This window comes from Massilia sp. SYSU DXS3249 (genome assembly GCF_053668055.1).
On sequence record NZ_JBSIPX010000013.1, the window covers coordinates 21,586 to 36,695 of the forward strand.

The following is a 15,110-nucleotide window of genomic DNA, read 5'->3' on the forward strand; positions in this document are numbered from 1 at the left end:
TCAGCCGTTAAACCCCTTGCCCTCGGCCGCCAGGCGCTCGAGCAGCGGCGCCGGCGTCCAGGCTTCGCCATGGCGGCCACGCGCGAAGCCGCGGATGGCATCGAGCACCTGCGGCAGGCCGACCGTGTCCGCGTACAGCATCGGGCCGCCGCGGTGCAGCGGGAAGCCGTAGCCGGTCAGGTAGACCATGTCGATGTCGGAGGCGCGCAGGGCGATGCCCTCTTCCAGGATGCGCGCGCCCTCGTTCACCAGCGCGTACACCAGGCGCTGCACGATCTCCTCGTCGCCGATCGTGCGGCGCTCGACGCCTTCTGTCGCCGACTGCGCCACGATCATGTCGTTCACCGCCTGCGACGGATGCGCGGTGCGGTCGCCCGCCTGGTAGTCGTACCAGCCGGCGCCCGTCTTCTGGCCGAAGCGGCCCTGTTCGCACAGCAGGTCCGGGACCTTCGAATAGACCAGTTCCGGCGACTCGACCTGGCGGCGCTTGCGCACGTACCAGCCGATGTCGTTGCCGGCCAGGTCGCTCATGCGGAACGGGCCCATCGCGAAGCCGAAATGCTCGATCGCCTTGTCCACCTGCTCCGGCAGCGCGCCTTCCTCGAGCAGGAAGAAGGCCTGGCGCAGGTACTGCTCGAGCATGCGGTTGCCGATGAAGCCGTCGCACACGCCCGAGACCACGCCGGTCTTTTTAATTTTCTTCGACAGCGCCAGGGCGGTCGCCAGCACGTCCTTCCCGGTCCGAACGCCGCGCACGATTTCGAGCAGCTTCATGACGTTGGCCGGGCTGAAGAAATGCAGGCCTATCACGTCCTGCGGACGGCTGGTGAAGCCGGCGATACGGTTCAGGTCCAGGGTCGAGGTATTCGAGGCCAGGATGGCGCCCGGTTTCATCACCGCGTCCAGTTGGCGGAACACGGCTTCCTTCACGTTGATGTCCTCGAACACGGCCTCGATCACGATGTCGGCCTGGGCGATGTCCTCATAGGACAGGGTGCCCTGGATCAGGGCAATGCGCTGCTCGGCCTTTTCCGGGGCCAGCTTGCCCTTCTTGACCGTGTTCTCGTAGTTCTTGCGGATCGTGGCCAGGCCCTTGTCGAGGGCTTCCTGCTTGGTTTCCAGGATCGTGACCGGGATGCCGGCGTTGGCGAAGTTCATCGCGATGCCGCCGCCCATGGTGCCGGCGCCGACCACGGCGGCGCGTTCGATGCTGCGGGTCGGCGTGTCGGCCGGCACGTCGGGAATCTTCCCGGCGGCGCGCTCGGCGAAGAAAGCGTGGCGCAGGGCTTTCGATTCCGTGGTCTGGGCCAGGGCCAGGAAGCGCTCGCGTTCGAACTTCAGGCCTTCCGCGATCGGCATCGTGATGGTGGCGCCGACGCACTCGACGCAGGCCAGCGGCGCCGGGAAGGCGCCGGCGACCTTCTTGACCTGCTCGCGGGTCGCGGCCAGGAAGGCGTCGTGGTCCGGGTGCTCGACCGCCAGCTCGCGCACTTTCGGCAGCGGGCGGACGTCCGCGATGCTGCCGGCGAACTCGACGGCGGCCGCAACCAGGTCGGCACCGGCTTCGAACACGCGATCGAAGAGTCTGGTGCCGGCCAGCTTTTCCGACAGCACCGGGTTGCCGGAGACGATCATGTTCATGCCCTGCTCCAGCCCGACCACGCGCGGCAGGCGCTGGGTGCCGCCCGCGCCCGGCACCAGGCCGATCTTCACTTCGGGCAGGCCGATCTGGGCGCCCGGCAGGGCGACGCGGTAATGGCAGCCGAGCGAGAGCTCGAGGCCGCCGCCCATGCAGACGCCATGGATGGCGGCGACCACCGGCTTGGCCAGGTTCTCGGCGGTGGCGATCAGGGTGTGCAGGGTCGGCTCGGTCAGCGCTTTGGGCGAATTGAATTCGCGGATGTCCGCACCGCCCGAAAACACCTTGCCGCCGCCCGTGATCACGACGGCCTTGATGGCCTCGTCGGCTTGCGCGCGCTGCAGTGCCTCGACGGCGGCCGTGCGCGTGGCCAGGCCCAGGCCGTTGACCGGCGGGTTGTTCAGGGTGATGACGGCAACGCTGCCATGCACGACGTAGTCTGCACTCATGTCTCTTCCTTGTAATAGTGATTGCGAATGTGATGCGCGAAGGTGATGCGCGAAGTTGATTAACCAACGGTAATCGCGACCGTCAGACGACACCGGACACTATAACCGAGAATAGAACGATCGTCTTATTTTCGGCTTTCCGGGCCCGGCAGCGCCCCGGGCGAGCACGCTTTACCCAGGGTGAATCTCCTGTTGACTGCGCCTGGCAGACCGCTCGATACTGACTTTGATAAAGCGCAATTTACCCGCAGTATGCACGGCGTGTCATCGTCCCATAACGAGTTCAACACGAAGGGAGATCAGGATGCTGAAGCATGTCATCGCATTATTGGGCGCCGCGAGCCTGGCCGGATGCAATTTCGGTGGCGAGCATGTCGCCTTCGGAAAGCGGATCCAGCATTCGCGGCCGCCGTCCCAGAACGTTGTCGACGTCTACTTCGACCGTGTCGGCGACCTCTATCCCGACTGGAGCGTCAAGATCGTCGACCGCGACATGAAAAAGGCCTTGACGCTCAAGGAGTACTTCTCGCACGGTGGCAATCCCACCTGCGCGCGCTACAACCACACGCAAGCCTCGCGCGAGCTGTGCGCGGCCGGCGCACTGGACGAGCCGGCCAGGTCCACACGCTGGGACGCGCTCCAGGACCGGCAGTTCGACGCCCTGGCCAAGGCGCTGGGCGCGAAACTGCGGGAGACCCGGGGTCCCCTGGTGGTGCTGGTGCACGGCTTTCGCGTCGATGACGCCGACTATGTCTACTCCGATATCCAGCGCCGGATGAACGACTACCTGGGCGAGGACGCCAGGCCGGTCTATCTCCAGGTGCACTGGGACGGCCTGCACTCGCCGACCCCGATCGGCGTCTGGGGGGAAGCCCAGGTCAACGGCTACCTGGTCGGCCTGGCGCTGCGCCGCGTACTGGCCGAGGTCGCGCCCGAGACGCCGCTACGCGTCATGACGCACAGCTCGGGCGCCTTCGTGCTGTCGGCCACGCTGGGCGACCCCGCCGCCGTCTTCCAGAAGCATGTGTCCGACTCGGCCGAATTCGCCCGCTTCCACGCGAACGCCGCCGGGACGGCGCGCTATCCCTTGCCGCGCTCGAAGGACTTGCGTGCCGCGCTGATCGTGCCGGCCACGCCGCCGTGGTCCTACGCCGGCGGCATCGACGAGGACAGGCAGCAGCATCCCGGCATGCTCGCGCCCGCCAGGCTGATCGTCGGCCTGAACGCGAAGGATGTCGGCGTGTCGAAAGGACCGGTAGGCGGAAACTGGTCCCTGTTCGGCTCGACGGCGCTCGGCCAGGACGCCAGGGCTTTCTGCCAGCTCAAGGCGTCGTTTGCCGCGCGCGCGCCGGGCCAGGCAGCGCCGGCGCCGGCCCTGGTCGACTTCCAGGGCTCCCCGCCGGTTGTGCGGGCCTGGCGCTGGGAATCGCACGACTGGGAAGACTACCTGCAGCGGCAAAAGATGCGCACCGTGTTCGGCCTGCTGTTCGATGCCGACCCGGGCGGCGCCGGCGACCCGGTTTCCTGCTAGGCGTCCCGCCGCCGCCTGCGGGACGAGGCGGCGGCGCTTTCCTCTCTCCCGCCCGGCTGTGTCAGAATGCCGGCTTGCCCGGGCTGCCGCGCCCGGGCTTGGAGACCTGGAAATGGAAAAACTGATTGCGCAACTGCTGCGCCTTTACCTGGCGCCCGGCCTGGCCTCGCCCGAACGCCTGGCGCGCCACCTGCTCGGGCAGGAAACGCTCGCCGTCGAACCGGCCGGGGGCACGACCCGGGCCATCGTGCTGCCCTTCGACAGGATGAGCCACGGCGAGGACGATGCGCACTGGACCGCCCTGTGCCGCCTGGCCAGCGTGCTGCAGGTGGAATACGGCTTTCCGGCCCCGGCCGTGAGCATTTCGGGCGCCGAGGGCTATCGCCTCTGGCTGTCGCTCGCGGAGCCGGTGCCGGTCGCCGAAGCCCAGCGCTTCATCGAGGCACTGGTGCGCGTCCACGCGCCCGCTTGCAGGGCGAACGCGGCCGCCCCGGTTCCCCTGCCGCCCTGCCTGCACGCCGCCGGCGGCAAGTGGGCGGCGTTCATCAATCCGGGCATGGGCGCCTCCTTCGCCGAGGAACCGGGCCTCGAGCTGCCCCCGCCCCTGGCCGCCCAGGCCGCCTTCCTGGAAGACCTGGAGAGCGTCGGCCTGGCGCAGTTCCGCCAGGCCCTGCAGGATCTCTCGACGCCTGCCGAGCCGGCGCCGTCCCTGGCCGAGCCCGTCCGTCCGACGGCCCTGCCCGCGGCTGACGGCCTGCTGCTGCGCGACGCCACCCTCGAAGACATCGTGCGCCACCTGCACGCCAGGGGCATCGAACCCACCTTCCGCCACCTGCTCCCTTCGCGATCGTAGGGGTGGAGGAGGCCAGTGGCCTCCTCCACGGCTTCACCGGAGTCCCGAGTCCACGCGGTACGGCGGCTGATCAATCGACAGCGCCTGGCGAATGCGCCTCGTTTGCGCATAGGGCGCAACGCGGCCGCCTACCCTGCTGGCATACCGCCCCATCCGGGTGTATCCTAGCCCCAAGGGCGACAAGCACAGGTTCCCGCATGTCCTCCGACAACAGGACAAGGAGCGCTGCATGACGGACGAACGACGCCACATCTGCCTCGGGTTCACGGATGAACTGTATCCGGAGGGAACCCATATCTGCTACCTGTACAACAGCGAGGAAGAGCGGCGCCGCATCCTGCCCCTGTTCGCGCGCCAGGCCCTGCTCGAGCACGAATCCTTCGACTACGTCGCCGACGTGTCTAGTAAGGAAGACTTGCCGCGCGCCATGTTCGAACTCGACCTGGTGCGCGCCACCAAGGGCCTGGACGGCCACGTACACATGTGTACGACCGAGCAGGGGTATTACCCAGACGGCTGCTTCGATCCGGACGCGATGCTGGCCCGCCTGCGCGCCAAATACGAGCAGTGCCTCGCCCAGGGCCTGGCCGGCGCCCGCTTCGCCGGGGAAATGGACTGGGCCCTGCGCGGCGTCCCGGGCACCGACCGGATCATCGAGTGCGAATCGCGCATCAACGAGCTGGTCAAGGAAGCGCCGGTCACGATCATGTGCCAGTACGACCTCCGCAAATTCGACGGCGCCATGATGTTCGACGTCATGAACGTGCATCCGGTCATGATCGTCGGCGGACATGTGCTGCGCAATCCCTTCTACCAGCAGTTCGGCTGACGACCATGACGCTGGCCTTTAGCGGCGACCCAAGCGAACTCGACCCGGCCGTGCTCGGGCGGCTGCTGGTGATCCAGCAGGCCATCGACGCCCTGCCGGACGAAGCGCGCATCGCCGATTTCGTGCGCCGCGCCCTGGCGGCCGTGCCCGGCATCGCCGACGTCTACGTCCACCTCGAGGGCCACACCATGGCGCCGAACCCGCGCATGGCCCAGCTGCTGGCCAGTTGCGACCGCGAACTGCCGGACGCCCCGGCGCAGAATTACATGGGCAGCTCGGCCACCGGCGCCCAGTGCTTCCTGATCGAAACGCCCGACCAGCGCTTCGGCCGCCTGGTGATCGACGTCTCGGACGAGCAGGCCCTGCGGCCCTACCTCGCATTCCTGAGCAACATCTCCAGCTCCATCAGCCGCATCGTCGCCACCCGCAGCTACCAAGCGCGGCTGGCCCAGCTCAACGAGGAATTGCGCCAGGCGCGCGACAACCTGGAAATGCGGGTTGCCGAACGCACCCGCGAGCTCGAATACCGCGCCACCCACGACCCCCTGACCGGGCTGGCGAACCGGGCACTGCTGATCGACCGCCTGCACGGCGCGATCTGCGCCGCCCAGCGCGACGAGCGCATGGTGGCCGTGGTCTACCTCGACCTCGACAGCTTCACCTTCATGAACACCGGGCTGGGCAATGCCTGCGGCGACGAGTTCCTGTGCGAAACCGCACGCCGCCTCTCGCGCCTGGTGCGCGACAGCGATACCGTGGCGCGCATCGGCTCCGACGAATTCGTGATCCTGCTGGGCGGCCTGGAGCACGTGGAGCGCAGCAGTGCGCGCCTGTCGGCCATGCTGGCCGCGGTGCGCGAGCCGGTGCGCCTGGCCGGCAAGGACGTGGTCGTTACCTGCAGCATCGGCGCCTGCGTCTATCCACTCGACGGCGAACAGGCCGAACTGCTGCTGCGCCGTGCGAACTCGGCCATGCACCGCGCCAAGGCCACCGGCAAGGACAATATCCAGCTCTATGCCAGCACCCGCGACGCCGCCGTGGGCGAGCGAATGGAGCTGGAGACGGAGCTGCGGCAAGCCATCCCGGCCGGGCAGCTGGTCCTGCACTACCAGCCCAAGCTCGACGTGGTGTCGCACCACTACGGCGGCGCGGAAGCGCTGGTGCGCTGGGCCCACCCGAAACGGGGCCTGCTGCCGCCCGCCCAGTTCGTGCCGCTGGCGGAAGATTCGGCCCTGATCGTCGCCCTCGGCGAGCGCGTGCTGCTCGAAGCCTGCCTGCAGGCACGCATCTGGCAGGACGCGGGACTGGGCGGCAAGACGGTGGCCGTCAACCTGGCCGCGCGCCAGCTGCGCGACCGCCGCATCGTCGATACCGTGAAACAAGTGCTGCGCGACACCGGGCTGCCCCCGGGCTGCCTCGAGCTGGAAATCACGGAGAGCTCGATCATGCACGACATCGACCACGCGGCCGGCCTGCTGCACGAACTCAAGGACCTGGGCGTGACGATCTCGATCGACGACTTCGGCACCGGCTACTCCAGCCTCAGCGCGCTGCGCAACTTCCCGGCAGACAAACTGAAGATCGACCGCAGCTTCGTGCACGAAATCGAGACCGTGCCCAGCGCGGCGGCCGTCGCGCTGGCCGTGATCTCCTTCGGCAAGACGCTGGGCATGCGCGTCAACGCGGAGGGCGTGGAAACGATGGGCCAGGGCCGCTTCCTGATCGAACACGGCTGCGACGAGCTGCAGGGCTACATGATCTCGCGCCCGGTGCCGGCGGACGCGATCCAGGCCCTGCTCAGGAACCCCTGTCCCTGCCCGCTATGCCACCCGCCGGGCTGAGCCGACGCAGGTTCGGGGCGGCTTCGACACTCAGGCCGTCGGCAGCCGGTGCTCGCGGTATTGCTCGCGCAGCCGGTTCTTCTGGACCTTGCCGGTCGCCCCCATCGGCAGCGCGTCGGCAAACACCACGTCGTCCGGCAACCACCATTTCGCGATCTTGCCCTCGAAGAAGCCCAGCAGTTCCTCGCGCGACACTTCCTGGCCCGGCCGCTTGACCACCACCAGCATCGGCCGCTCATCCCATTTCGGATGAGACACGCCGATGCAGGCCGCCTGCAGCACCGCCGGGTGGGCCATCGCGATGTTTTCGATGTCGATGCTGCCGATCCACTCGCCGCCCGACTTGATCACGTCCTTGCTGCGGTCGGTGATCTGCATGTAGCCGTCCGGGTCGATGGTGGCCACGTCGCCGGTCGGGAACCAGCCGTCCTTGAGCACGTCGCCGCCCTCGCTGCGGAAGTAGCCGGAGACGATCCACGGCCCTTTCACGTACAGGTGGCCGTAGGTCTGGCCGTCCCAGGGCAGCTCCTCGCCCTCGTCGTTCACGATCTTCATGTCGACGCCGAAGATGGCGTGGCCCTGCTTCTGCAAAATTTTGCGCTGCTCTTCTTTCGGAAGCGCCATGTGCTTCGCCTGCAGCCCGCCCGTGGTGCCGAGCGGCGACATTTCCGTCATGCCCCAGCCGTGGATTACGTGCACGTCGAGCTTGTCGATCAGGGTGTCCATCATGGCCGGCGGACAAGCCGAGCCGCCGATCACGGTACGGCGGAAGGTCGAGAACTTCAGGTCGTTCTGCAGCGCGTGGTTGATCAGGCCCAGCCAGACCGTCGGCACCCCGGCCGAGAACGTGACCTTTTCGGCCTCGAACAATTCGTAGAGCGACTTGCCGTCGAGCGCCGCGCCCGGGAACACCATCTTCGCGCCCGACAGCGGTACCGAATACGGCAGGCCCCAGGCGTTCACATGGAACATCGGCACGACCGGCACCACCGAATCCATCGAGGACACGTTGAGCGCGCCCGGCATCGCCGAGGCGTAGGCATGCAGCAGCGTCGAGCGGTGCGAATACAGCGCGCCTTTCGGATTGCCGGTCGTGCCCGAGGTATAGCAGAGCGAGGCGGCCGAATTCTCGTCGAACTGCGGCCAGGCGTACTCGTCGCTGCTGGAGGCGATCAGGTCTTCGTAGCACAGCAGGCTGGCGATCTTCGTTTCCTGGGGCATGTGGGCGCGGTCGCTCATCAGGACGAAGGACTTCACCGTCTTGCAGTGCGGCGCGACCGCCTCGATCAGCGGCAGGAAAGTCAGGTCGAAGAACAGGTACTGGTCTTCGGCGTGGTTGACGATGTAGGCGATCTGCTCGGGGTGCAGGCGCGGGTTGATCGTGTGCAGCACGGCACCCGAACCCGAGACCGCGTAGTACAGCTCCATGTGGCGGTAGCCGTTCCAGGCCAGGGTGGCGACCCGCTCGCCCATTTGCACGCCGAGGCCGGTGAGCGCACGCGCCATGCGGCGGGCGCGCTGTTCCAGTTCCCGGTAGGTGGTGCGGTGCATGTCGCCTTCTACCCGGCGCGAGACGATCTCGTTGTTGCCGTAGTGGCGGGCGGCGAATTCGATAATGCTCGAGATGAGCAGGGGCTGGTCCATCATCTGGCCCATGACCGGGCTCTTCGGATACGGCGTCATCGGGGTCTCCTGTGGCAGGTTTGTCAACTCCAGTCGAGTGTGATTCGGCGCGGCGGAGCCCGTCAACAGGTTTCGATGCTGCGACGCAGCAGCCGGCCTCGCCCATCCATGCAGGCTGGTTACCGGTTGTAACGGGCGTTGCCAACGAGGCGTGCGCGAATAGAATCAGCCCCGTACGGTAGAATCCCGCTGTCAACCTGATTCGGTCCCCAGGACCTTTTACATTGGAGCTGCCATTACACCCGACGAACTCACCTTCGGTAACGGCTTTGCCGGGCTGCCGCCCGTGTTCTACACGCGGCTGATGCCGACGCCCCTGCCCGCGCCCTATTTCGTGGCCGCCAGCAGCCGCGCCGCGGCACTGGTCGGCATCGCCCCGGAATCGCTGGCCCAGGACAATTTCGTGGCCACCTTCACCGGCAACCGCGTGCCGGATGGCGCCCAGCCGCTGTCGGCCGTCTACTCCGGGCACCAGTTCGGCGTCTGGGCCGGCCAGCTCGGCGACGGCCGCGCCATCCTGCTCGGCGACCTGGACGGCCCCGAAGGCCGCATGGAACTGCAGTTGAAAGGCGCCGGCAAGACCCCGTATTCGCGCATGGGCGACGGCCGCGCCGTGCTGCGCTCCTCGATCCGCGAATTCCTGTGCTCGGAAGCCATGGCCGCGCTCGGCATCCCGACCACGCGCGCCCTCGTCATCACCGGCTCCAACCAGCGCGTCATGCGCGAGAGCATCGAGACGGCGTCGGTCGTCACCCGCATGGCGCCCTCCTTCGTGCGCTTCGGCTCCTTCGAGCACTGGCACTACCGCGACCGCCAGGAAGAACTGCGCCAGCTGGCCGACTATGTCATCGACGGCTTCTATCCTGAACTGCGTTCGGCCGAGAACCTCTACAAGGAACTGCTGGCGGAAGTCACGCGCCGCACTGCGCGCATGATCGCGGGTTGGCAGTCGGTCGGCTTCATGCATGGCGTCATGAACACCGACAACATGTCGATCCTCGGCCTGACGCTCGACTACGGCCCCTTCGGCTTCATGGAAGCCTTCGACGTCAACCACATCTGCAACCACACCGACCAGGGCGGCCGCTATTCGTACGCGAACCAGGTCGCCGTCGGCCACTGGAACTGCTATGCGCTCGGCAACGCCCTGCTGGACCTGATCGGCTCGGTGGAAGCGGCCCAGGAAGCGCTCGACGTCTACATGCCCGAATTCGAGCGCAAGCTCGACGAGCTGCTGCACGCCAAGCTCGGCCTGGCGACCAGCCAGGAGGGCGACCGCGCCCTCTTCGACAGCCTGTTCTCCATCATGCAGGCCAGCCACGTCGACTTCACGCTGCTGTTCCGCCGCCTGGGCGACCTGAAACGCGATGTCTCCGGCCTTGATGCCGCGGCCGCCGATGCTCCGCTGCGCGACCTCTTCATCGACCGCGCCGCCTTCGACGACTGGGCCGTGCGCTACCGCGCGCGCCTGCAGCAGGAAGAGCGCGGCGACGAGGCCCGCCGCAGCGCCATGAACGGCGTCAATCCCAAGTACGTCCTGCGAAACTATCTGGCCCAGCAGGCGATCGAACAGGCGCAGAACGGCGATTATGCCGGCGTGCGCGAGCTGCTGGCGGTGCTCGAGCAGCCTTTCGACGAGCAGCCCGGGCGCGAAGCCTACGCCGCGCTGCCGCCGGACTGGGCCGCCCACCTCGAAGTCAGCTGTTCTTCATAAGATATTGTTGAGAGAGACCACCATGACCGATAAAGTCACCAAGACCGACGCCGAATGGCGTGCCCAGCTCGACCCGATGGAATACCAGGTCACGCGCCACGCCGCCACCGAACGCGCCTTCACCGGCAAGTTCTGGGACCACCACGAGCACGGCATCTACCATTGCGTCTGCTGCGACACCCCGCTGTTCGAGTCCGACGCCAAGTTCGAGAGCGGCTGCGGCTGGCCCAGCTATTTCAAGGCCCTCGATCCCGAGAACGTCATCGAGAAAGTCGACCGCACTCATGGTATGGTGCGCACCGAAATCATTTGCGCCGTGTGTGACGCCCACCTCGGCCACGTGTTCCCGGACGGCCCGCCGCCGACCGGCCTGCGTTACTGCATCAACTCGGCCGCCCTGCGTTTCGAAGACATTTAAGCAAACCATTTGTGGAGCACCATGAAATTCCTGTTCGACTTCTTCCCGCTGATCCTGTTCTTCGCGGTCTATAAGCTCGGAAACAACGATCCGGCGGCGGCAAGCGCCCTGGCCGACCAGTACCTCGGCGGCATGGTCTCGGGCGGCAAGATCATCGCCGAGCAGGCGCCGATCATGCTGGCCACCGTGGTCGCGATCCTGGCGACGGTGCTTCAGGTCGGCTACCTGATGGTCCGCCGGCGCAAGGTCGACACGATGCTGTGGGTGTCCTTCTTCGTCATCGTCATCTTCGGCGGCGCCACCATCTATTTCCACGACGAGACCTTCATCAAGTGGAAGCCGACCATGCTCTACTGGATCTTCGCCGCCGCGCTCTTCGTCAGCCAGGTCTTCTTCGGCAAGAACCTGATGCGCAGCGTCATGAAGGAAGCGCTGCCGCTGCCGGACGCCGTCTGGCCGAAGGTCGGCTACAGCTGGATGATCTTCCTGTTCCTGCTGGGCGCCCTGAACCTCCTGATGGCCTTCGTCGTCTTCCGCGACAACACGGGCGCCTGGGTCAACTTCAAGGTGTTCGGCATGACCGCCATCTTCTTCGTCTTCAGCATGGGCCAGGCCCTGATGCTGGTGAAGCATGTTCCGCAGGAGGAAGCATGAGCGGCGGCATCGGAATCGACAAGCCCGCCGACACCCGCGTCGAGCGCATCCGCGCGGCGCTGGAGGCGGCGCTGGAACCCCTGCAACTCGAGGTCGGCGACGACTCCGCGCTGCACGCCGGACACGCCGGCGCGGCCTCCGGCGGGGGCCATTACAGCGTGAAAATCGTCTCCCGGCGCTTCGAGGGGCTAAGACTCGTCATGCGACATCGACTGGTGTATGATGCCGTGCACGATATGATGCGGGCCGAGATCCATGCCCTTGCAATCACGGCGCTGGCTCCCTCGGAACTGAACTGAAGGCCGGGGGCGGCGGGCCGACACCGGACTGAGGCCGGTTCAGGTTCGCTTAAGCACCCGGCTGCAAATCTGTCGCACAATGTGTTGAACTGCTCTGCAAAATAAAATAGCTAATCACGTCCAAGCAACTCCCTCCACAGGAAATCCAATAATGACTTTTAAGCCAGCACGGCTGCTGTTAGCCCTGATCGCCGTTATTTCGGCGCCCGCATTCGCCCAGAACCTCGCCGTCGTCAACGGCAAGGCCATCCCGACCTCGCGCCTCGACGCGGTCGTGAAGCAGGTCGAAGCCGCCGGTCAAGGCAAGGACTCCCCGCAACTGCGCATGCAGATCAAGCAGAGCCTGATCGAGCGCGAAGTGCTGATGCAGGAAGCGATCCGCCAGGGCTACGACAAGAAGCCGGAAGTGCGCCAGGCGCTCGACAGCGCCCGCCAGGCCATCGTCGTCAACCAGCTGGCCCGCGACTACATCCAGAAGAACCCGGTGACCGACGCTGAGATCAAGGCCGAGTACGACCGTTTCGCCAAGACCCAGTCCGGCGAGAAGGAATACCACCTGCGTCACATCCTGCTGGAAAACGAAGCCGACGCGAAGGCCGTGATCGCCAAGATCAAGGGCGGCGCCAAGTTCGAAGAACTGGCCAAGCAGAGCAAGGACACCGGCACCGCCAACACCGGCGGCGACCTCGACTGGGCCAGCCCGTCGGCCTTCCCTCCCGAGTTCGCAGCCGGCTTCACCAAGCTGCAAAAAGGCGGCGTGACCGACACCCCGGTCAAGACCCAGGCCGGCTTCCACGTGATCAAGGTCGACGACGTCCGCGCCGTCAAGGTACCGGCCATGGACGAGATCAAGAGCCAGATCGCCGAGAGCCTGACCCAGAGCAAGCTTGCCGCCTTCCAGGCCGAAATGGTCAAAAAGGCAAAGGTGCAGTAAGATGTTGTGCTCCGGTGCCGGCAACGGCACCGGCTTCCGTCGCCAGCGGGCGATATTTCGCGTTTTTATAGGATCTGAACAATGATTTTGAAGCCAACCCGCCTGTTGCTCGCCATGGCCGCGATGGTCGCCCTGCCGGCTCTCGCCCAGAATGTCGCGACCGTGAACGGTAAGGCAATCCCGGCGTCGCGCGTCGACCAGATGGTCAAGCAAGTCGTGGCCCAGGGCCGTGCGACCGACACGCCGCAGCTGCGTGAAATGATCAAGAAGGAACTCGTCGGCCGTGAAGTCCTGATCCAGGAAGCCGACAAGCAAGGCCTGGGCAATCGCGCCGACGTCAAGGCCGCGATCGACAACGCCCGCCAGAGCATCATCATCAACGCGATGCTGGCCGATTACGTCAAGAAGAACCCGGTCAAGGACGCCGAGATCAAGGCCGAGTACGACAAGGCCAAGGCCGGTGCACCGGACAAGGAATACCACGCACGCCACATCCTCGTCGAGAAAGAGGAAGACGCGAAGGCGATCATCACCAAGCTCAAGGGCGGCGCCAAGTTCGACGAACTGGCCAAGCAGAGCAAGGACCCGGGTTCGGCAGCCAACGGCGGCGACCTCGGCTGGACCGACCCGACCCGTTTCGTGCCTGAGTTCTCGAAGGCCATGGTCGCCCTGCAAAAAGGCGGCATCACCGATACGCCGGTGAAGACCCAGTTCGGCTTCCACGTGATCAAGCTGGAAGACGTCCGCCCAGTCCAGATCCCGGCGCTGGACCAGGTCAAGCAGCAGGTGTCGGAACAGATCCAGCAGCGCAAGCTCGCGGAATACCGCGACTCGCTGATGAAGAAGGCCAAGGTTCAGTAATTCCTGGCCGGTTCGGTTCCAAGAAAGCGCTTCCCCGGAAGCGCTTTTTTTACGCCTGTACTGCCTGGAACGTCTCTGGCGTACCCGTAGGGTGTGCGGCTACACCCGGGTGCATGAAGTCACGCGACCGTGGCGCCGCCCACGCGTTCAAGCGGCCCATGAAACCTCGCGACGGTTCTTACGCTGGTTGAACGCGTGGGCGTCCCATATGCCTCGTGACGATCAAACTGTAGGGTAGAGCCGCTCGGTGAATCCGTGGGCGTGGCCATTGGCCACGCCCACCCCTACGTCCCTCCGCTTGGCCTGCCGAGTCCCGTAGGGTGGGCGCCCCGTGCCCACGCGGATGCATGCGTCACGCCACCGGACGCAATCGTGTTGCGAGCGACACCTCCACGCACGCGGCCGGCGGCCGATCTGCGCACCGCGTGGTCACAGAGCGCCCGGTGCATCCGTGGGCGTGGCCATTGGCCACGCCCACCCCTACGCAAGACTTCGCCGCATCGCCCTTACTGGCAATGCTTCGGCGCCCCGGGATACAAGCCGTTGTTGTACACGTCCAGCGTCCCCGCCCAGGTCTTCTGCAAGGCGCACTGCCCCTGCCCGCAGGTGGCAGGCGTGGTGCCGCTGCGGAACCAGGCGGTGGCGGCGTCGATGGTCGACTGGACGCCGGACGGCGCCGAGGCGCCGGCGGCGCGGTTCAGGACGGCGGCAATGTACTGGTGCGCGAGGATCACGTAGGCGCTGCCGCGCGGCGGCGTGTCGAGCACCTGCTGCCAGGTCAGGCTTGAGGAAAAGAACAACGCCTTGCGGTTGTAGGGCGCCGGCCAGACCACGTTCGGCTTGTTGCCCCAGTAGCCCTGGGTGCGTACGCAACCCTTCGGGGCGCAGCCGCAGACGGTGTCGGGCGCGACCGTCGCACTCTGCACGGCCAGCAGGCCGCCGATCGGGCTGCCGGTCTGCCCGTAGAGCTGCACGCTGGACACGCTGCGCAGGACGCCCAGCGAGAGCGGCGTCGCCTCGAGCATGTAGGGCAGCACCAGCGTTTCCCCGGCGCGGGTGGCGATGGTCGCCGCTTGCGCCGGCAAGGCGTTGCGGAAGCCCGCGAGCGAGGTCTGGTTCTGGACCTGGTTGCTGGCTGCCGCCTTGCCCTCGCCTGCCCCGTGCACCGTCACCACGCCCGAGTAGCGCCACTTGCCGTTGGCTTCGTTGATGCAGACGTCGAGCGTGGAGGTGGCGGCCGGCGCCGCGGTGCGGGCCTCCTGGGCCGGCGCCGCCGTAGCGAACAAGCCGAGTGCGAGGCCGAGGGCGAGTGTGGCCCGGGCCGGTGCATGGGCAAGGGCACGGGTGAGCAAGGTGCTGGGCTTCATGGACATCTCCTTTGGTTGGCGGACGCGACAGTCGTCCA

General features: G+C 66.5%; 13 protein-coding genes. 10 read left to right on the forward strand and 3 right to left on the reverse strand.

Features of this window, described 5'->3' with window-relative positions:
* Positions 1 to 2,088 (reverse strand): 3-hydroxyacyl-CoA dehydrogenase NAD-binding domain-containing protein, encoded by a 2,088-nt coding sequence (locus ACWCIA_RS15570; protein ID WP_454164741.1) that lies wholly within the window; start codon positions 2,086 to 2,088, stop codon positions 1 to 3.
* 304 nt (positions 2,089 to 2,392) lie between these two features.
* Here ACWCIA_RS15570 and ACWCIA_RS15575 point away from each other — a divergent pair, with 304 nt between their 5' ends.
* From ACWCIA_RS15575 to ACWCIA_RS15590, 4 genes are all read left to right on the forward strand, one after another.
* Complete coding sequence (locus ACWCIA_RS15575; RefSeq protein ID WP_454164742.1) at positions 2,393 to 3,619, forward strand: hypothetical protein; 1,227 nt, start codon at positions 2,393 to 2,395, stop codon at positions 3,617 to 3,619.
* 112 nt (positions 3,620 to 3,731) lie between these two features.
* Positions 3,732 to 4,472: a hypothetical protein gene (locus tag ACWCIA_RS15580; protein ID WP_454164743.1), complete on the forward strand. Its 741-nt coding sequence runs from the start codon at positions 3,732 to 3,734 to the stop codon at positions 4,470 to 4,472.
* Between the two features lie 229 nt (positions 4,473 to 4,701).
* Positions 4,702 to 5,301 (forward strand): MEDS domain-containing protein, encoded by a 600-nt coding sequence (locus ACWCIA_RS15585; protein ID WP_454164744.1) that lies wholly within the window; start codon positions 4,702 to 4,704, stop codon positions 5,299 to 5,301.
* Positions 5,302 to 5,306: 5 nt separating this feature from the next.
* A complete protein-coding gene (locus ACWCIA_RS15590) occupies positions 5,307 to 7,142 on the forward strand; it encodes a putative bifunctional diguanylate cyclase/phosphodiesterase (protein ID WP_454164745.1) in 1,836 nt (611 codons plus the stop codon).
* Positions 7,143 to 7,172: 30 nt separating this feature from the next.
* On the opposite strand, the gene ACWCIA_RS15595 is transcribed toward ACWCIA_RS15590, so the two are convergent.
* A complete protein-coding gene (locus ACWCIA_RS15595) occupies positions 7,173 to 8,825 on the reverse strand; it encodes a 3-(methylthio)propionyl-CoA ligase (protein WP_454164746.1) in 1,653 nt (550 codons plus the stop codon).
* 223 nt (positions 8,826 to 9,048) lie between these two features.
* Between ACWCIA_RS15595 and ACWCIA_RS15600 the strand changes: the two genes are divergently transcribed.
* The 6 genes from ACWCIA_RS15600 (at position 9,049) to ACWCIA_RS15625 (ending at position 13,705) form a co-directional block, all read left to right on the forward strand.
* Positions 9,049 to 10,539 carry a protein adenylyltransferase SelO gene (locus ACWCIA_RS15600; protein ID WP_454164870.1) on the forward strand — a complete coding sequence of 497 codons (1,491 nt, stop codon included), beginning with the start codon at positions 9,049 to 9,051 and terminating at the stop codon, positions 10,537 to 10,539.
* 22 nt (positions 10,540 to 10,561) lie between these two features.
* Entirely contained in the window at positions 10,562 to 10,957 is a 396-nt protein-coding gene (gene msrB / locus ACWCIA_RS15605) for a peptide-methionine (R)-S-oxide reductase MsrB (protein ID WP_454164747.1), read from the forward strand.
* 21 nt (positions 10,958 to 10,978) lie between these two features.
* On the forward strand, positions 10,979 to 11,611 hold the full coding sequence (locus ACWCIA_RS15610; protein ID WP_454164748.1) for a septation protein A: 633 nt from the start codon (positions 10,979 to 10,981) through the stop codon (positions 11,609 to 11,611).
* Positions 11,608 to 11,910: a BolA family protein gene (locus tag ACWCIA_RS15615; RefSeq protein ID WP_454164749.1), complete on the forward strand. Its 303-nt coding sequence runs from the start codon at positions 11,608 to 11,610 to the stop codon at positions 11,908 to 11,910. The genes ACWCIA_RS15610 and ACWCIA_RS15615 overlap by 4 nt, the downstream gene beginning before the upstream one ends.
* A 151-nt stretch (positions 11,911 to 12,061) precedes the next feature.
* Positions 12,062 to 12,844, forward strand: coding sequence for a peptidylprolyl isomerase (locus ACWCIA_RS15620; RefSeq protein ID WP_454164750.1), 783 nt, complete (start codon positions 12,062 to 12,064; stop codon positions 12,842 to 12,844).
* A gap of 81 nt (positions 12,845 to 12,925) precedes the next feature.
* Positions 12,926 to 13,705, forward strand: a complete 780-nt coding sequence (locus ACWCIA_RS15625) for a peptidylprolyl isomerase (RefSeq protein ID WP_454164751.1) — start codon at positions 12,926 to 12,928, stop codon at positions 13,703 to 13,705.
* Positions 13,706 to 14,211: 506 nt separating this feature from the next.
* Here the strand turns inward: ACWCIA_RS15625 and ACWCIA_RS15630 are convergent.
* A complete protein-coding gene (locus ACWCIA_RS15630) occupies positions 14,212 to 15,072 on the reverse strand; it encodes a hypothetical protein (protein WP_454164752.1) in 861 nt (286 codons plus the stop codon).
* Positions 15,073 to 15,110: the final 38 nt, after the last annotated feature.